Annotated in this window: 17 protein-coding genes; all 17 read left to right on the forward strand. The window is 45.0% G+C overall.

What is annotated here, in order from left to right; genetic code table 11:
* Positions 1-38 precede the first annotated feature (38 nt).
* The 17 genes from BLQ53_RS10305 to BLQ53_RS10385 all read left to right on the forward strand — a co-directional run bounded on the left by BLQ53_RS10305 (position 39) and on the right by BLQ53_RS10385 (position 17,574).
* Positions 39-1,169 carry a GntR family transcriptional regulator gene (locus tag BLQ53_RS10305; RefSeq protein ID WP_093727228.1) on the forward strand — a complete coding sequence of 377 codons (1,131 nt, stop codon included), beginning with the start codon at positions 39-41 and terminating at the stop codon, positions 1,167-1,169.
* A 287-nt stretch (positions 1,170-1,456) separates the two neighbouring features.
* On the forward strand, positions 1,457-2,797 hold the full coding sequence (locus BLQ53_RS10310; protein ID WP_093727229.1) for an ABC transporter substrate-binding protein: 1,341 nt from the start codon (positions 1,457-1,459) through the stop codon (positions 2,795-2,797).
* Between the two features lie 239 nt (positions 2,798-3,036).
* Positions 3,037-4,551, forward strand: a complete 1,515-nt coding sequence (gene arfA, locus BLQ53_RS10315; protein ID WP_093727230.1) for an arabinosylfuranosidase ArfA — start codon at positions 3,037-3,039, stop codon at positions 4,549-4,551.
* A gap of 23 nt (positions 4,552-4,574) precedes the next feature.
* The gene (locus tag BLQ53_RS10320; protein ID WP_093727231.1) at positions 4,575-5,513 is read left to right on the forward strand and encodes a carbohydrate ABC transporter permease; all 939 of its coding nucleotides are present in this window, start codon (positions 4,575-4,577) and stop codon (positions 5,511-5,513) included.
* A complete protein-coding gene (locus BLQ53_RS10325; RefSeq protein ID WP_093727232.1) occupies positions 5,513-6,352 on the forward strand; it encodes a carbohydrate ABC transporter permease in 840 nt (279 codons plus the stop codon). The genes BLQ53_RS10320 and BLQ53_RS10325 overlap by 1 nt, the downstream gene beginning before the upstream one ends.
* Before the next feature lie 31 nt (positions 6,353-6,383).
* Positions 6,384-7,007: a YesL family protein gene (locus tag BLQ53_RS10330; RefSeq protein WP_093727233.1), complete on the forward strand. Its 624-nt coding sequence runs from the start codon at positions 6,384-6,386 to the stop codon at positions 7,005-7,007.
* 29 nt (positions 7,008-7,036) lie between these two features.
* Positions 7,037-8,527, forward strand: coding sequence for an alpha-N-arabinofuranosidase (locus BLQ53_RS10335; RefSeq protein WP_093727234.1), 1,491 nt, complete (start codon positions 7,037-7,039; stop codon positions 8,525-8,527).
* Entirely contained in the window at positions 8,527-9,741 is a 1,215-nt protein-coding gene (locus tag BLQ53_RS10340) for a sn-glycerol-1-phosphate dehydrogenase (RefSeq protein ID WP_093727235.1), read from the forward strand. Before BLQ53_RS10335 ends, BLQ53_RS10340 begins: the two co-directional genes overlap by 1 nt.
* On the forward strand, positions 9,738-9,995 hold the full coding sequence (locus tag BLQ53_RS10345; RefSeq protein WP_093727236.1) for a DUF6171 family protein: 258 nt from the start codon (positions 9,738-9,740) through the stop codon (positions 9,993-9,995). Before BLQ53_RS10340 ends, BLQ53_RS10345 begins: the two co-directional genes overlap by 4 nt.
* A 21-nt stretch (positions 9,996-10,016) precedes the next feature.
* A complete protein-coding gene (locus tag BLQ53_RS10350; RefSeq protein ID WP_093727237.1) occupies positions 10,017-10,805 on the forward strand; it encodes an HAD-IIA family hydrolase in 789 nt (262 codons plus the stop codon).
* A 15-nt stretch (positions 10,806-10,820) separates the two neighbouring features.
* Positions 10,821-11,966: a family 43 glycosylhydrolase gene (locus tag BLQ53_RS10355; protein WP_093727238.1), complete on the forward strand. Its 1,146-nt coding sequence runs from the start codon at positions 10,821-10,823 to the stop codon at positions 11,964-11,966.
* Between the two features lie 179 nt (positions 11,967-12,145).
* Positions 12,146-13,321: a YhgE/Pip domain-containing protein gene (locus BLQ53_RS10360; protein WP_093727239.1), complete on the forward strand. Its 1,176-nt coding sequence runs from the start codon at positions 12,146-12,148 to the stop codon at positions 13,319-13,321.
* 42 nt (positions 13,322-13,363) lie between these two features.
* On the forward strand, positions 13,364-13,903 hold the full coding sequence (locus tag BLQ53_RS10365; protein WP_093727240.1) for a PadR family transcriptional regulator: 540 nt from the start codon (positions 13,364-13,366) through the stop codon (positions 13,901-13,903).
* Between the two features lie 257 nt (positions 13,904-14,160).
* The gene (locus BLQ53_RS10370) at positions 14,161-15,438 is read left to right on the forward strand and encodes a M20/M25/M40 family metallo-hydrolase (RefSeq protein ID WP_244499324.1); all 1,278 of its coding nucleotides are present in this window, start codon (positions 14,161-14,163) and stop codon (positions 15,436-15,438) included.
* A complete protein-coding gene (locus tag BLQ53_RS10375; RefSeq protein WP_093727242.1) occupies positions 15,422-16,252 on the forward strand; it encodes a DUF3100 domain-containing protein in 831 nt (276 codons plus the stop codon). The genes BLQ53_RS10370 and BLQ53_RS10375 overlap by 17 nt, the downstream gene beginning before the upstream one ends.
* Positions 16,233-16,718 carry a hypothetical protein gene (locus BLQ53_RS10380; RefSeq protein WP_093727243.1) on the forward strand — a complete coding sequence of 162 codons (486 nt, stop codon included), beginning with the start codon at positions 16,233-16,235 and terminating at the stop codon, positions 16,716-16,718. The genes BLQ53_RS10375 and BLQ53_RS10380 overlap by 20 nt, the downstream gene beginning before the upstream one ends.
* Before the next feature lie 412 nt (positions 16,719-17,130).
* Positions 17,131-17,574, forward strand: a complete 444-nt coding sequence (locus tag BLQ53_RS10385) for an SRPBCC family protein (protein WP_093727384.1) — start codon at positions 17,131-17,133, stop codon at positions 17,572-17,574.
* Positions 17,575-17,588 lie beyond the last annotated feature (14 nt).

Genomic DNA, 17,588 nt, shown 5'->3' on the forward strand with positions numbered 1-17,588 from the left:
TAACTTATACGAACATGTCAAGGAAGCTGGTGTTAGTTATGCAGACAAAATATGGGATTGTAAAGCAAGCAATCAAGTCTAAAATCCTCGATGGTACGTATGAGCCGCATGCAAAAATCCCGTCCGAAAGTGAAATGATGAAGCAATTCGAGGTAAGCCGTCATACAGTCCGGCTGGCGATTGGGGAACTGGTTACAGAAGGATGGCTGTATCGCGAACAAGGAGCGGGTACATTCTGTGCCGATCGGTCAAAACAGCAGCTGCAGCATAATGGGATGCCCAATAAGAATATCGCCATTGTGACGACTTATATCTCCGACTATATTTTTCCGTCGATCATTCGCGGTGCTGAAGCTTATTTGAGTGATCATGGCTATAATGTCAGTCTGTTCAATACGAATAATGATCATGAGAAAGAACGGGAGTATTTGGAGCGAATCATAACTACTGGTTTTGATGGTGCTATCATCGAGCCGACCAAAAGTGCATCTGCAAATCCCAATATCAACTACTACTTGAATCTCGAACGTTTGCAAATCCCGTATATCATGATCAATGCGTACTACGATGCACTGGAGCCGTTTCGGGTGCTGGTAGATGATGAACAAGGTGCTTTTCTTCAGACAGAGCATCTAATCAAGCAAGGCCATCGGGATATCATCGGTTTTTTCAAAACGGATGACATGCAAGGGACGCTGCGGATGAAAGGTTATTTGAAGGCTCATCGCGAATACAAGGTACCAATCACACCAAATCATATTGTAACCTACAGCACGGAAGAGAAGCATGAGAAGCCTGTAAAAGAGCTTGAAGCCTTATTGAATCAATCAGACGCAAAGCCAACTGGATTGGTATGCTATAACGATGAACTGGCGATTAAGCTAATCAATGTACTCCGGGAACGTAATATCAAGATTCCACAGGATATGTCCATCGTCGGCTTTGATGATTCCTTCCTGACCGAATTATCTGAAGTAAAGCTGACTTCTGTCGCACATCCAAAAGCAGAGCTTGGCCGGGCAGCCGGAAAACTGATCCTGGATTTAATTGAGAACGGGCAAGGTAAAGGTTATGAGGCCGCCATCGATAGTGTTGTATTTCCGATAAAACTTGTAACAAGACAGTCGACGCAAGCTATAGGAGAAGAGACATTAGAAAAAACAAAGTAAGCAGATGGAGCTGATGACGTCAGCTCCATTTTTGTAACTTATTAAACAAGTTTTAGTTATGTTTTCTCTGTTTTAAACCTTGTTCGTATAAGTTATTAAGTTAATGTAATGAAACTTATTGACTGATTAGTGGAGCGGTGATACGATGTACATAACACACACCGTATAGGCCGACATAAAAATGTATGCGCTATCATCCAGACCGATCTCCAGTTGGCTGAACGGAAAGGGAGGTATGACCTCTTTAGTAAACGCTTTCAAAGTTTAAAAAATGAGGGGGAGCTTTGATGAAGAAAATCTTGAAGACGCTCATGATCGGTTTGATGATCATCGTGTTGGTAGCTTGCAGCAAAGGCGGCAGTAGCGGAGGAAGCGAAGCGGATGAAACAGAAGTGGTCGGTGGAGATCTTGAGAACGCAACTGAATTGACTTATTGGACATTTGTCGGTCAGCATATGGATTTATTCAAAGATGCAGCAGAACGCTGGAATGAAGAATACCCTGATCGACCGATTAAGCTTGTTGCAGAAACCTATCCATTTGATCAAATGCATAATAATCTATTGTTGAGTTTGCAGTCTGGTAAAGGTGCACCAGACATTGCAGATATCGAACTGAGCAAATTCCCTAACTATCTGCAGGGTGAGCCTCAATTGGAACCAATGAATGAATATGTTGAGCCGGTATTGGCTGATTCCGTTCAGGCGAGGTTCGAGCTCTATGCCAAGGATGGAGACTACTATGGCATTCCTACGCATGTAGGTGCAACTGTCATGTATTATAATACCGAAATCATGGAACAGGCGGGTGTCGATATCGATTCCATCGAAACATGGGATGATTTCGTGGAAGCCGGTAAACAAGTGACGGAGAAAACGGATGCAGTGATGTGGAATGTTGGTACAGCTGACTTCCTTATGGATTTATGGCCGATGGTTTCCCAGCAGGATTCCGACTTCTTTGATGCAGAAGGAAATTTGACATTGGATAACGAAACAAATGTAAAAACACTCCAATTCTTGTACGATGCTATTTATACCGAAAAAATTGCTGAACTGACCCCTGGTGGCAATAACCAATCAGAAGATTTCTATAAATATTACACAGAAGGCAAATCTGCTGCCATCTTGGCTCCGCTATGGTATATGGGGCGTTTCCTTGACAATATGCCTGAAATGGAAGGCAAGATAGCTATCAAGCCGCTTCCGGCATGGGAAGAAGGCGGTAAGCGCTCCGCTGGTATGGGTGGAACAGGTACAGTCGTAACCAACCAGGCGGAAGATAAGGATTTGGCGAAGGAATTCCTTGCTTATGCAAAGCTTTCGGAAGAGGGCAGCATTAATCTATGGAAGATTCTCGGGTTCGACCCGCCTCGCTGGGATGTATGGGAAAGCGAAGCAGTCAAGGAAGATAACAAATACTATCAATTCTTCGGCGACGGCATATTCGATATGCTATTGGATGTGAAGGATGAAATCAACACACTCAATATTACAGAGAATACACCGGATGTCTCGACCGAATATAACACGATCATAGCAGATTCGGTATTGAGACAGAAAGACAAATCACCTGAGGAAGCAATGAAAGAAGCTGCCGATAAGATTGAAAGCACAATGAAGCAATAGGTTGGATAAAGTATGGGAGCAGCGGATCAACCGCTGCTCCTTTTTTAAAATTTCCTTTTATCGCAAAAAAACGCTTGTTTTTATAAAGATATCTGACTATACTAAACATATAAACTTATACGTACATATTTTGGATGTTTGAAACACCACTCTAAATATGTTCGTACATGATGCGATGCAGGTCGCCTTCTTTTTTCTTTCGTTTTGTAAGCGTTATCAATAAAAAGGAGTTGGGATACATGGCAGATAAATTGCAAGCAACAATGGTACTGGACAAAAACTATCAAATCAGCGAAGTGGATAGGCGGATTTATGGTTCGTTTATTGAACATTTAGGAAGGGCTGTTTATGGCGGTATCTATGAACCAGGTCATCCAGAAGCGGATGAGCAAGGTTTTCGGAAGGATGTCATCGAATTGGTAAAAGAGCTGCAGGTACCAATCGTGCGTTATCCTGGCGGTAATATGGTTTCAGCTTATAACTGGGAAGATGGTGTCGGACCGAAGGAGAAGCGTCCAAAACGGTTGGAACTTGCTTGGCGTACGATCGAGCCCAATGAAATCGGGACAAACGAATTCGCCGATTGGGCCAAAAAAGTGCAGGCAGATGTCATGATGGCAGTGAATCTTGGTACAAGAGGAATCGATGCTGCTCGTAATCTGGTTGAATATACCAATCATCCGAGCGGAACGTACTGGAGTGATTTGCGCAGGGAGCATGGTTATGAACAGCCGCATAGCATTAAGACCTGGTGCTTGGGTAACGAAATGGATGGACCATGGCAGGTAGGGCAAAAGACAGCAGCTGAATACGGCAAAATCGCCAAAGAGACAGGGAAAGCGATGAAGCTTGTCGATCCGAGCATTGAACTGGTGGCCTGCGGCAGCTCAAATACAGATATGCCGACTTTCCCGGAGTATGAAGCAACGACATTGGATATTGCCTATGACGAAGTGGACTATATCTCGCTCCACCAATATTACGGCAACAGCTCCAATGATCCGGCTAACTACTTGGCGAAGAACATGGATATGGATCATTTTATCAAGACCGTAACTTCTACCTGTGATTACATCAAAGCCAAGCATCGCAGCAAGAAAACAATCAATTTGAGCTTTGACGAATGGAACGTCTGGTACCACTCCAGAGAGCAGGATGAAAAACTGGATCCATGGACAGTCGCACCTCCGCAGCTGGAAGATGTCTATAACTTCGAAGATGCCCTGCTAGTCGGAAGCATGCTTATCACCTTGCTCCGTCATGCTGATCGTGTGAAGATGGCCTGCATGGCGCAGCTAGTGAACGTCATTGCACCGATCATGACGGAAAACAACGGGCAATCTTGGAAACAGACAATCTATTATCCTTATCTGCATGCCTCCGTCTATGGCCGGGGTATCAGCCTTCAGCCAATCCTTTCTTCTCCGAAGTATGACAGCAAGGACTTCACGGATGTGCCTTACATCGACAGTGCTGCTGTTTATAACGAGCAGGAACAAATGCTTACAGTTTTCCTGGTGAATAAGCATCTGGAAGAAGCAATTCCGCTGGAAGTGGATGTCCGGAGCTTTGAAGGTTATGAACTACAAGAGCATATCGTGCTTGAGCATCATGATTTGAAAGCTGTCAATACGAAGGATACGGCACGTGTCACGCCGCATAACAATGGGGAATCCAGCTTGGAAGACGGCAGGCTGAAGATACATCTGAATAAAACTTCCTGGAATGTTATCCGGCTGCGTAAAGCTAAATAAAACTAGTCTCGAGGGGGGATTTGATGAATACAGCTACACCAGTGACACCGGTGAGAGCACGAAAGAAACAAAACAAACTCGTCCGGTTCCTGAACTCAAAGAAAGTTGTGCCTTTCGTTTTCATATCGCCATTTGTCCTTTCGCTGCTCCTTTTCACCGTATACCCCGCTATCCAGGGTGTGATCATGAGTTTCCAGAGTGTGCTTCCGGGACAGGTGGAATTCATTGGGATGAGCAACTATGAACGTGTGTTCAACCCAACATTCTATAGGGCAGTTTCCAATACGACTGCTTATGTGGTTCTTACTGTATTGATACTGACGATCGTTCCGATGGTGCTTGCGGTGATCCTGAATTCGAAACATGTGAGATTTCGGACACTTTTCCGTGCATCACTCTTTATCCCGGCGCTTACATCCACAATTGTCGGCGGTATGATTTTCCGTTTCATGTTCAGTGAGCAACAAGGGGCAGTGGCCAACCAGCTCATTGGATTGTTCGGTTCTGAACCGCTTAAATGGATGTTTACTCCATGGGCGGCTATTGGACTGATGGTTTTGCTTGCTTGCTGGCGTTGGATCGGCGTAAATATTCTGTACTTCCTGGCAGCTTTGCAGAATGTACCGGATGAGATGTACGAAGCAGCCGAAATCGATGGTGCCACGAGATGGCAGCGCTTCCGTTTCATCACGATGCCGATGCTGAAACCAATCATCATTTTCGTCAGTACGATTACGATAATCAATGGCTTTCGTATGTTTGAAGAAAGCTATGTGTTCTGGGCTGTCGGGTCTCCGGGTAACATCGGTTTGTCGATTGCAGCTTATATTTACCAGCAAGGTATCCAGCAGAACGATATGGGCTTCGGTGCTGCTCTTGGCGTCGTATTGATGCTCATCATCTTCGTCATCAGCATTATCTATTTGATTGCCACTGGTACATTCAAGAAGGGGGATAGGTGATGAAAAAGTCCAACAACAGACTCATTGGAGTCATTGCAACTGTGGTCATGGCCCTTGTCAGCTTGATAGCGCTTTTCCCGATCATAAGCATGGTGCTTTCTTCGTTTATTCCTTCCTCCTCTCTGATGAGGAATGGTATATCATTCAGCTTCCCTTGGGATGAATTGACGTTAAGCAACTATACGTACATTTTCACGCAATCTCCAGAGTATTGGACATGGTACGGAAACAGTATTTGGATTTCAGCTTTGATGATTGTCTTGTCCTTGTTCTTTTCTTCCATGGTCGGATATGCGCTGGCGATGTATGACTTCAAAGGAAGTAACATCTTCTTCGTGGCGGTTGTGTTCATCTTGATGGTGCCATTCGAAATTCTGATGCTGCCATTATTCCGCCTTATGATGGATATGATGCTCATCGATACGTATCTTGGTGTCATTTTGCCAGGTGTCGTTGCCCCGGTGGCAGTGTTCTTCTTCCGGCAATATGCACTGGGTCTGCCGAAGGAATTAATGGATGCAGCACGAATCGATGGATCGACCGAATATGGCATCTTCTTTAAAATCATGCTGCCGCTGATGGGACCATCATTAGCAGCGATGGCGATTTTGCAAGGGTTGGGCAGCTGGAATAACTTCCTGTGGCCGCTGCTCGTACTGCGATCGAACGATATGTTCACCCTGCCACTCGGATTGGCCACGCTTTTGACGCCGTACGGAAATAACTACGACATTTTGATTGCGGGGTCGGTCATGACGATCATTCCGATTGTCATCCTATTCGTTTTCTTCCAGCGTTATTTCATTTCAGGATTGACTGTCGGTGGTGTCAAAGGCTGAGTCTTGCATTTGATAGAAAGGGGTTAGGAACATGTTGAATAAAGCGATGAAAAATCTCGATAAGTCTCTTTTGTGGATCACCCGTTTTGCCTACTTGAATGCACTATTCCTGTTATACAGCCTCTTAGGCCTGGTTGTTGCCGGAGCAGCTCCGGCAACGGTGGCTGCTTTACAAGTGTCCCGCCGGCTTTTGAATGGAGAGGAAGTGAAGATGCACCGTACGTTCCGTCAAGCGTACAAACAGGAATTCTGGTCAGCGAACAAGCTTGGGTGGCTGCTTTTGGGAGCGGGTCTCATCCTGTATACCAACTATTTGCTTATCAAGCAAGCAGATGGGCAGTTGTTCTTCTTGGTTCCTTTCCTTTTCTATGTGCTCATTTTCTGCTTTCTGACAGTCGTATTTTGGAGTTTTCCACTGCTGGCGCATTATAAAGCAAGTACATTTCAGGTTGTCAGGAATGCATTCATCATTGGACTGACAAGATTCCATATGACACTGTCAATCGCAGTACTCTTGTTTGCGCTTTTGTACCATAGTATCGGCTTGCCGGTGCTGCTTGTGTTTTTCTGTTTCAGCGTCAGTGCGTTCGGCTGGATGTGGCTGAGCATGAAGGTGTTCAGCACAATGAAGCAGGAGGAACAGTTAGCTAGTTAGTAAATTTCTGATAGATTGGAGCGAAAAGCATGTCGACAAAATTGATCATTCAGGCAGACGTCACAGAAGGAAAAATCAATAAAAATATATATGGTCATTTCGCTGAGCATCTTGGCAGGGGGATTTATGAAGGTATTTGGGTTGGGGAGGATTCCTCGATTCCAAATACAAAAGGTATTCGCAACGATGTACTCGAAGCTCTTCAAAAGCTGAACATCCCTGTTTTGCGCTGGCCGGGCGGCTGTTTTGCCGATGAATATCATTGGAAGGATGGCATCGGCCCCCGTGAGGAACGCAAGCGGATGGTGAATACCCATTGGGGAGGAGTCGTGGAGAATAATCACTTTGGCACACATGAATTCTTCACGCTTTGCGAGCTGCTTGGAGCTGAGCCGTATATTTGTGGAAATGTCGGCAGCGGGACTGTTCAGGAGATGTCTGAATGGGTTGAGTACATGACATTCGACGGTGAATCGCCAATGACGGCTTGGCGTCAGGAGAATGGAAGAGAAGAGCCATGGAAGCTGAAGTACTTCGGTGTCGGCAATGAAAACTGGGGCTGCGGCGGAAATATGCGCCCGGAATACTATGCAGATCTGTACAGGCGCTATCAGACATATGTACGTAATTATGGCGATAATAAGTTGTATAAGATTGCCGGCGGTGCCAATATCGATGATTATAAGTGGACGGATACGCTGATGAAGGAAGCGGCTGCATTGATGGATGGATTGAGCCTGCATTATTATACGATCCCGGGTGATTTCTGGCTTGGTAAAGGCTCTGCTACCGATTTTAACGAAGATGAATGGCATTTGACATTGAAGCGGGCGCTTTTCATAGAGGAGCTGATTGAAAAGCACGGTACCATCATGGATAAATACGATCCCGAAAAACGCGTCGGATTGATCATTGATGAGTGGGGGACGTGGTTCGACGTTGAACCAGGAACCAACCCAGGCTTCCTGTACCAGCAGAATACAATCCGTGATGCACTTGTTGCCGGTGCTTCACTTAATATTTTCAACAACCATAGCGATCGCGTCAAAATGGCCAATATTGCCCAGACAGTCAACGTTCTGCAAGCGATGATCCTGACTGAGGGGCAGGACATGATCAAGACACCGACTTACCATGTGTTTGATTTGTACCAGGTGCATCAGGATGCAGAACGTCTTTCCTCCCATCTCGTATCGGAAGAGATTAAGCATGGGGAGCTGGTATACCCTGCTGTCAGTACTTCTGTATCGAGAGGGCAAGATGGCAAGATTCATATCAGTTTTTGTAATCTGGATCACGCAAATGAGGTGGAAGTGAATACCGAGATTCGCGGTGCAGCATTGGGTTCAGTGAGCGGCAAGATCCTTACGGCTGACAAGAAAGATGCCCGAAACACGTTTGAACAGCCTGAGGACGTGAAAGTGGTGCCTTTCACTACTTTCACTGAGCAGGAAGGCGGATTGAGCGTCACTTTGCCGCCGATGAGCGTGACAGTTTTGACCATCGAGGAGGGTGCTTGATGCAGTTATCAGCGGATATGCTTGCATTGGCAGAGGAATTCGGGATAAGTCAAGACGCGTTTCCGCAGCTTGAAGTGGAATCTGGTGCACTGGCAGCCATCAGTACTTATATGGAAGGGAAAAGTTGGAGTCGGGCTGTTCTCATTGTGGATGCAAAGACGAAAGCTGCAGCAGGTGATCAGCTGGCAGCGCTGCTCCAGGCAGAAAGCATACATGTTCATGTCATCGAACTTCTCGCAAATCATCATGGTCAAGTGAATGCCGACGAAGCGTCACTTGTGCAAGTGCTCGTTGAAACGCCGATTGATACAGATGTCCTGCTGGCGGTTGGGGCCGGGACGATACATGACATCACTCGCTTTTGCAGTCAGAAGCTTTCCATTCCATTCGTCGCTGTTCCGACAGCGGCATCCGTCGACGGCTTCACTTCAAAAGGAGCACCTTTGATTTTGCGGGGAGTGAAGCAGACGATCCAGACAGCAGCCCCAGTGGCAGTGTTTGCAGATTTGGATGTATTGTGTGCAGCACCTCGGCCCCTTACTGCGGCTGGCTTTGGGGATATCTTGGGGAAATTCACATCACTGCTTGACTGGGAAATATCCGCAAAAGTCGGAGGAGAACCGTATAATGCGCTGGCAGCCAAGATGACCCGGCATTCACTTGATACTTGCGTCGATCATATTGAGGAAATAGCCAAAGCAGATGAAGCAGGCATACGGATCTTGATGGAGGCTTTGATCGAGTCTGGCATCGTCATGCAAATACTTGACTTTTCCCGTCCGGCTTCGGGAGCAGAGCATCATTTGTCCCATTATTGGGAAATGCATTTGCTTGAGACAGATAAACGTCAGCTTTTGCATGGAGCCAAAGTCGGTGTGGCTTGTGCAATCATTGCAGAATTGTACCAGAGCTGGGCAGAGCAGTTCGAGAGCTCGGAAGCACACGGGACATATGCTGCCAATTTACAGGAGCATTGGGAAGAAATCCGTCTCAAGATTGCCGCACTGCCGACACCTGAAGCGCTGCGATATTATTTGTACCAGGTAGGAGCACCTGCTTCAGCCGAGGAAATCGGAATCCAGCCAGAGCTCGTTCAGGACAGCTTGAATGAAGCATATCATTTGCGGACTCGCTGTACGGGCTTATTTCTTATCAACCAATTTAAGAACAAAACGATCAGCTATCCGTTGCAGGATCGGATCGGAAGCAGATGACTTGCCGGACTTGTCTGCAAAAGAAAAACTATACAGCGGAGGAAGCCTCTGAACTTGTGCTGGATCAATTAGCATTGGAACCAGTGCTGGCTGAAGAAGATACTGTGACATCTCGTTTGACGATCTGTTCAGAGTGTCCATCACTGACGGCTGATCATACATGTATGCACTGTGGGTGTTTTGTCCTTTTCCGAGCCTCCCTTCCAAATAAACGCTGCCCAGCTCCTGACGGGGATCGTTGGCAGCAGGTATAATCGAAGAAAGGAGGCGAAGGAATGACTTATTATCAAGCATTGGATAGCATTCTATTTGATTTGGACGGTACTGTATGGAAAGATTTTACATTGATTAATGGAGCCGCTGAGACGATTCACACCCTGCAGGAAGCAGGTAAAAGAGTGATCGGGCTTAGCAATCGAGGTACCCATTCACGCCAGCAGATAGCTGCTTATTTTCAGGAACAGGGTATCAGGTGGGAGAAGGAGGATATCATTCTATCCTCTTTTCTTGCAGCCGATTATTTACAGACACACTACCCGAAGCTGCCGGTTTGGGTACTCGGCGAAGAGGGGCTGCGGGAAGAATTGGCAGAGGCGGGTCTGACGCTTGCGGCAAAACCTGAGGAAGCTGATTGGCTGGTCATATCCTTGCATACTGGTGTGACGTATCATGATTTGAATCAAGCTTTCCGCGCTGTCATGCACGGTGCCAGAATTCTTGCTACCAATCAGGATCCTGTTTTTCCGGGGAAAGACGGTTTGCAGCTGGATGTAGGCGGCTTGATTGGTGCCATCGAAGCGTCAACAGGCAAGAAGACGGATATCATTGTCGGTAAACCATCACATTTCATGTATCAGAAGGTCATGCAGCAAGCAGCCAGCGACCCAGAAAAAACGATGATAGTCGGGGACAGCCTGACTTCTGATATTGCCATGGGCGCCATGTTTGGTTTGAAAACAGCACTGGTGCTGACAGGAAATACAACAAAGGAGCAGGCGGACATATCGAGTATCAAACCAGACTTGGTCCTGCCTTCCATAAAGGAGCTTCCATTCGTTTACTAATTTGGAGGGAATATGATGAAAACGATGAATGTCGAACGTGTCGAAGTTCATGCAAAGCAAGGAGAGATTGTCAAGCTTCCGGAGACGGTAACGGTTTATATCAATGAGGATGTGGAAGCAGACTATCGGGTGTCGTGGACAGATATGCCGGATACGAGTAAGCCAGGAACCTACGAAATACAAGGCGAGTTTGAAATGGGAGAGTTTCCAGAGCCGTTCATCGAACAGCGTGCGGATCCCTATATTCTGAAAGCAGAAGATGGATTCTATTATTTCACTGGCTCTTTTCCTCAGTATGACAGAATCGTTCTGCGTCGCTCCAAGACGCTTGCAGGGCTGCGCGAGGCAGAGGAACATACAATTTGGAGGGCGCATGCTTCCGGTATATTGTCGGAGCATATTTGGGCGCCCGAGCTGCATCATATCGATGGAAAATGGTACATACATTTTGCTGCGGGAGATAAAGAAGATGTCTGGGCAATCCGTCCATATGTACTGGAGTGCACAGGAGATCCGCTGTTTGATGAATGGACGGAAAAAGGAGCGATCAATACCGATTTCCAAAGCTTTTCATTGGATGCAACAACATTCGAACATCAAGGCAAGCGATTTCTGGTCTGGGCCCAGAAAACAGAGCATGACACGATTTCCAATCTTTATATCGCGGAAATGGAGACTCCTTGGAGATTGAAAGGCGAGCAAGTACTGATTGCAAAGCCTGAGCATGATTGGGAAAGAGCAGGCTTTGACGTTAATGAAGGCCCGGCTTTCCTGCATCGTCACGGGAAAGTATTCCTGACTTTCTCTGCGAGCGCAACGGATGACCGCTACGCGATGGGGCTGTTACATGCAGATGAAAATGCGGATCTGCTTGATCCGGCCTCTTGGACGAAACTACCCGACCCTGTACTGACGAGTTCAGAAAATAACGGGCTTTACGGACCGGGCCATAACAGCTTTACCGTGACGGAAGAAGGCTTCGATTTGCTTGTTTATCACGCCAGATCATATAAAGAGATAGAAGGAAATCCGTTATATGATCACAATCGCCATGCTCGCATCCAGCGTTTCTTTTGGAAGGATGGAATACCGTATTTCGGTGAACCAGGGTTTAAGTTCGAGACAATAAGCAAGCCAAAAGCAGTTATTATAATTGAATAAGTGAAAGCCCTTATATGCTCCTCGTATAAGGGCTTTTTTGTACTTTTTGTGAATAAATAAAACTCTTATTGACTTTCGACAGAAAGAACAATAGAATGATAAGTGCTCTAACAAAAGTACTCTAATTTGAGTACTAAAAATAAAGTAATTTATCATTTTATTTAAGGAAGGATGCAAAAATGAAATTTAGTCAGTTTTTGAAAAATAAAGGTGCTATTGCAGCTATTTTCATGGGGATTTTATATGCGGTCTTCATGCTTGGGATTTTCCTGCCTGGTTATTCAGCAATTCCTGGTAATGTCGATCAATTAAAGGTTGCGATCGTCAATGACGATGCTGGAGAAGTCGGTGCAACCATCGCAGACCAGCTATCTGAAAAGCTGCCTTTCAAAGATATTGAAACAGATTTGACGAATAAGGATGCTTTAAAGGATTTAGAGAAAAATGACTTAGCATTGGTCGTTCACATTCCTGAGAATTTCTCGGAAAATGTACAAAGCGGAGAAGCATCCTCCAGTATCGACTTTACGATCAATGAAGCAGGAGCAACTACCGTTTCTTCCACGATGAGCTCGGTCGTAGGTCAGATCAATGATCAATTGAGTACCCAGTTCTCCAAGCAGACTGCTGCGGGCGTGTTGATGAACTTCAATGTACCGGAGGATCAAGCTGATGCTTTGAGTGATAAGATTGAAACGGCGTATCAAGGAAACATCGTCACTATCAATGAAATGCCAGATGGTATGAATAACAACATGCTGCCTATGTTCCTGACAATGGCTGGTTATGTTGGTGCAATGATTGGTGCAATGCAATTAGTAGGTGCATTTAAAGAGAGTAAAGGAAAAGCAAGCAGAGCGCGTCTATTCCTGTATGTTCAACTGACTGCATTGATCATTGCGGTACTTGGCGGATTAGTAGCGACAGGAATCGTTTACTTGGTGAATGATCCAGGCGGCGATGTATACTTCGGTATGCTGGGTCAGCAAATCTTGAACTATATGGTGTGCTTCAACTTCACAGCCATTTTCATCTTCTTGCTTGGTCAGGGCGGTATGCTGCTTAACTTGCCAGTCTTGTTGATGCAAACATTGGCAAATGGTGCTACGATGTCACGTGAGATGATGTATGCGCCATATGAATGGATGAGTCATATTTCACCGATGTACTATTCTGTGCAAGCCTACTTTGCCAACCTGTTCGGAAGCACAAGTCCAAGTCCGTTCATTTGGTCAATGGCTACAGTTGGAGCAGCAGCCATGCTGATTAACATCATCATTGTCGCTTTCCTTCATAAGCCGAAAGCTGAAGAAGCTGGAAATGTAAGAGAGGAAGCTATTAAAGTGACAGTCTAAATTTGGTATAATAAGATCATTCTGCTTGAGGGAGCAAAGGGAATGTCCATTCAAATTTTCATACTCAGCAAATTGATGGAGGATAATACGTATCCTTATGAATTAAAAAAGCAGTTATCAGAGCCAATCCCATTGGATAAGCTTGGCGGATTGACAGAAAGCAAACTGTACTATCACTTTGATTCGTTAGCAAAGCAAGGATTGATCGAGGCAGTTGAAATCATCAAAGAAGAACATCGTCCCGATAAGCAAGTATTCCAGATTACAGCCAAGGGCCGTGAAGAACTGCCGAAAAAAATCTATAAAGTCATGAAAAACGCGGATAAGATAAGTGATATGATCGTTTGCCTGGCTAACATCAAATATGTCGAGCGCAGCAAAGTTGTCAGTATCCTGGAAGATAAGTTAGAAAAGATTACAGATCGCTGGGAGCAAGTCAAAGCATTCGATAAACTTGTCCAAAGGGATGCAGATAAAGAACAGTTCATTGACTTTATCAGCAGCTATGTGACGACCAGAAATGAACATACCATTCAATGGCTGGAAGAGTTAATCAAGCGAGTGAAACAAGGAGATTTTTAATATCGTTATTTGACATACACTGCAAGAGCTTATGGCTTTTGCGGTGTTTTTTATTTTCGAGGAGTCTCTGTGTTCAGCCTGGGCTAAAACTACATTAATCAAAAACCGAACATTAACGAAATATTTTTGGTTGATACTACTTTATAGTTCGGTTTTTACCTAATGAATTACGTATTTTCTATTGACTCTCTTCAATAATAATAGTTAAATTAGTCTTAATTATTAAAATTTTTATCGAATGGAGGCGGATTTTTCTGTTGCGTACACATTACGAGCAAATCAAGAAATTGGGGGAGTCCATTTACGCCAATCCCGAATTGGGTTATAAAGAGAAACGCACAAAACAGATTGTTATTGACTATCTGAATGACTGCAATCCGGAATGTACCATTCAGGAATTCAGTACTACCGGACTGCGGACAACGCTAGGTGAAGGAAAAAAACTGCATATGGCGTTTGTGGCCGAATTGGATGCCGTCTTTGCGCCGACACACTTCCGAGCGGATCCGGATACCGGTGCTGCGCATAACTGCGGGCATTACACTCAAGTTGCCATAGCACTTGCGCTTTATCGGCAGCTAGTCGAAACGGAAGTATATGAACAGTTCGATTACACCATCAGTTTCATTTTCGTTCCTGCCGAAGAGTATCTGGATCTTACCTTTCGTGATGAACTGATAGAGAAGGGGGTCATCACGCATTACGGCGGAAAACCGGAAGCGATGAAGCTGGGCATTTTCGATGATATCGACTTAAGCATCTGTGTACATGCCATAGGCGGGGAATTTACGAAAAGGACAATCGAGATTGACTGTGATTTAGCAGGTTTTTTATATAAGCGATACACTTTTAAAGGTAAATCGACACATGCTGGATTCGATCCTTTTTCATCCGTTAATGCCTACAATATGTCCACGCTGTTCCACACGGCGATCAGTCTAGGTCGGCAGCAGCTCGACGAAAAAGAAAAGGTGCGGCTTAATCCGATTGTGATGCAGTCAGATATGTCAACGAATGTCATACCGAATCGTATAAAGGTAGGAACCGATCTGCGTACACTGTCGATACCCTATATGCAAGCTGTCGCAAAACGTTTGGATGCGGCTGCGCAAGGCTGTGCGATGGCGCTGCAGGGTGAGGTGGATATCGATACACAAATGGGATATCTGCCGTTTCAGCAGGAACGTTATTTATCCACCTTCGTAAAAGCCGCTTATGAAGAGAATGAGCAAATCGAGGCGATTCTCGAGGACAACAGCATCAGTGCTGCTGGCGATATCGGGGATCTATCTTTCATGATGCCATGTATCCAGATCGGCTACAGCGGTTTTACCGGTACGATTCATGGAGATGATTTCATCGACATAGATCCGGAATATATCTATGATATCTTTCCAGGATTCCTATTCCAAGTGCTGGATAAAATGAATGGCAAGATTGACAAAACCAAGCTGTATAAAAGGTCTTATGAGCAGTATGCAAAGCTGATCCAAGACATCTTGGAAGAGAAGGAGGAACATGGGATTGAAGCGTAATTATGTTATTTTACTTATCTTTGCACTTATCGTCATTACCGCAGCAGAAATGATCGGGACACAATCCCTGTCATTTGGTACTTTCTCCATTTCTTTGATGCCGCTTGCTTTTGCAATTTTGATAACGATGGTTCTCGGCTTGCCGATCTTTCGCAAAGGATTTCTCCAAAGAATATACAGCAAGGCGAACGTACAATTCTCCAGCAAGTATCTTATTTTCATCATGCTGCCGCTGATGGCAAGGTATGGGGCAGATGTCGCTCCGCAGTTAAGGGAAATCCTAAACGTCGGCTGGGTATTCATCGCCCAAGAACTCGGCAATCTCGGAACGGTGTTATTAGGTTTGCCTGTGGCGCTGCTTATAGGGTTGCGCCGTGAAGCAATCGGGGCGACGCTCGGTCTTGGACGTGAAGGAGAGCTTGCTTACATATCGGAAAAATACACACTTGAATCAAAAGAAGGACAGGGAGTGCTGTCTCTTTATATTATCGGAACACTTTTTGGAACTATTTTCTTCAGTCTGATTGCACCAATCATGCTTGATATCGGCTTCCGCGTCGAAGCGTTGGCGATGGCATCCGGAGTAGGTTCTGCTAGTATGATGACGGCTTCATCCGCCACACTGATCGAGCGCGTCCCTGAAATGGAAAGCACCATTATTGGATATGCTGCTGCGAGTCAATTACTTACAAGCTTCCTGGGCACATTCACGATGGTGTTCCTAGCTGTACCGCTGCAGCGTTTTCTTTATAATAAGCTGACAAAAAAGAAAAAACAGCAGGAGGTGCCAGCCGATGTCCATGCAGCTGAATAAATACGTAAAATACGGACTTATCATTTTGCTTAGTACAGCCCTGATCCTCTTCACCCAGCAAGTCAAGCTGCTGAAGAATCCGGACTCCACACCAGTCGAATGGATGACGATCATGGGCTTATTGACATTATGGTTATTTTCGATGATTGGTGTACTGCTGTCTGATTTAATGAAAAAAGCACCGGTAAAGTTTCTGAAAGAATTCCCGATGCTTGGCTGGGTCGCAGTCACTTCCCTCATTTTCTGTATGTGTTTCGATTTCTTCGTTGAGGCAATCGGCTATGTTGACTTTCTCTCCATTACGACTCCTATTCTGACTTTTGCTGGAATCTCAGTGGTGGATCGTTTAGTCGATTTGCGCAAGACCTCTTGGAAGGTCGGTATTGTAGCTGTGTTTGTCTTTACGGGGACATATGTCGGAAGTGCGCTGTTATCAGAATTAGGACTGTTTTTGGCAGGCAAATGAGCTGGAGGGTATCCTCCAGCTTTTTTACATTGACGGCTTTGGGCTATTGGTTAAGAAAAAGGGAGAGTGGGAAGGGGAAGAGGTAATGTATATCTGCCAGGGTTGCTGCTGGCTTTCGACAAGTCAGTCTTTGTGCAAGTATTACAAGCTTGATGAGCACGAGTGATCCAGAATCGATACAGGCTTCAGGGTTAAAAAGAAACGGTTTATTTGAGATTAATGTGAAGTATGCACTACTTAATGTATTTGCTATTATAAACTTAACTCCATATCAATTTTGGACCCAATCAACACTAAAAGGGATGCTGACCATACCTGGTCTGATGTGGTTTAAAATGCAAGGAATAAATCTTAGCTTATTGCGAGAAGGATATAATAGATGATAGACAAAGCTAAAAGTGAGTTGATTATGATGGATACCCAAGTAACTGCAAAAATGAAAATATATGATTCGGCAAGTGAGGTATTTGATACTATTGTTGATCCTGAAAGAATCGGGAACTTTTGGTTCTCCTCGAGTTCCGAGAGATGGAAGCAAGGAATAACCATTATATTGAAGTATGATGAATACAATGCTGAAGCTGCAATTCATGTATTGGAAGTTGTGGAAAATGAAAAAATTGTATTTTCATGGGGAGAAGAATCGCAGGAGAAAACGACTGTCACCATTACACTGAAGGAAGAAGATGAGAAAAGTACAATCATCGAAGTGAAAGAATCAGGCTTTAAGGAAGAGGATCCTGATTTAGTAAGCAAGATGCTGGGGCAAAAAGAAGGCTGGGTATACACATTAACATGTTTGAAGGCCTATTTAGAAAATGGCATCAGCAGCCTGAGGGCCTCCTTGATTCATTAAACATAAATCGTAAG

It is taken from the genome of Terribacillus halophilus, assembly GCF_900101385.1.
GTDB classification, from domain to species: Bacteria; Bacillota; Bacilli; order Bacillales; family Amphibacillaceae; genus Terribacillus; species Terribacillus halophilus.

Bases quoted from the DNA above. Each gene is read 5' to 3' on its own strand.
- BLQ53_RS10350 (WP_093727237.1), top strand. From the start codon at position 10,017: ATGACTTATTATCAAGCATTGGATAGCATTCTATTTGATTTGGACGGT.
- BLQ53_RS10320 (WP_093727231.1), top strand. From the start codon at position 4,575: ATGAATACAGCTACACCAGTGACACCGGTGAGAGCACGAAAGAAACAA.
- BLQ53_RS10360 (WP_093727239.1), top strand. From the start codon at position 12,146: ATGAAATTTAGTCAGTTTTTGAAAAATAAAGGTGCTATTGCAGCTATT.
- BLQ53_RS10325 (WP_093727232.1), top strand. From the start codon at position 5,513: ATGAAAAAGTCCAACAACAGACTCATTGGAGTCATTGCAACTGTGGTC.
- arfA (WP_093727230.1), top strand. From the start codon at position 3,037: ATGGCAGATAAATTGCAAGCAACAATGGTACTGGACAAAAACTATCAA.
- BLQ53_RS10345 (WP_093727236.1), top strand. From the start codon at position 9,738: ATGACTTGCCGGACTTGTCTGCAAAAGAAAAACTATACAGCGGAGGAA.
- BLQ53_RS10380 (WP_093727243.1), top strand. From the start codon at position 16,233: ATGTCCATGCAGCTGAATAAATACGTAAAATACGGACTTATCATTTTG.
- BLQ53_RS10365 (WP_093727240.1), top strand. From the start codon at position 13,364: ATGTCCATTCAAATTTTCATACTCAGCAAATTGATGGAGGATAATACG.
- BLQ53_RS10330 (WP_093727233.1), top strand. From the start codon at position 6,384: ATGTTGAATAAAGCGATGAAAAATCTCGATAAGTCTCTTTTGTGGATC.
- BLQ53_RS10305 (WP_093727228.1), top strand. From the start codon at position 39: ATGCAGACAAAATATGGGATTGTAAAGCAAGCAATCAAGTCTAAAATC.
- BLQ53_RS10335 (WP_093727234.1), top strand. From the start codon at position 7,037: ATGTCGACAAAATTGATCATTCAGGCAGACGTCACAGAAGGAAAAATC.
- BLQ53_RS10355 (WP_093727238.1), top strand. From the start codon at position 10,821: ATGAAAACGATGAATGTCGAACGTGTCGAAGTTCATGCAAAGCAAGGA.
- BLQ53_RS10375 (WP_093727242.1), top strand. From the start codon at position 15,422: ATGGGATTGAAGCGTAATTATGTTATTTTACTTATCTTTGCACTTATC.
- BLQ53_RS10310 (WP_093727229.1), top strand. From the start codon at position 1,457: ATGAAGAAAATCTTGAAGACGCTCATGATCGGTTTGATGATCATCGTG.
- BLQ53_RS10385 (WP_093727384.1), top strand. From the start codon at position 17,131: ATGGATACCCAAGTAACTGCAAAAATGAAAATATATGATTCGGCAAGT.
- BLQ53_RS10340 (WP_093727235.1), top strand. From the start codon at position 8,527: ATGCAGTTATCAGCGGATATGCTTGCATTGGCAGAGGAATTCGGGATA.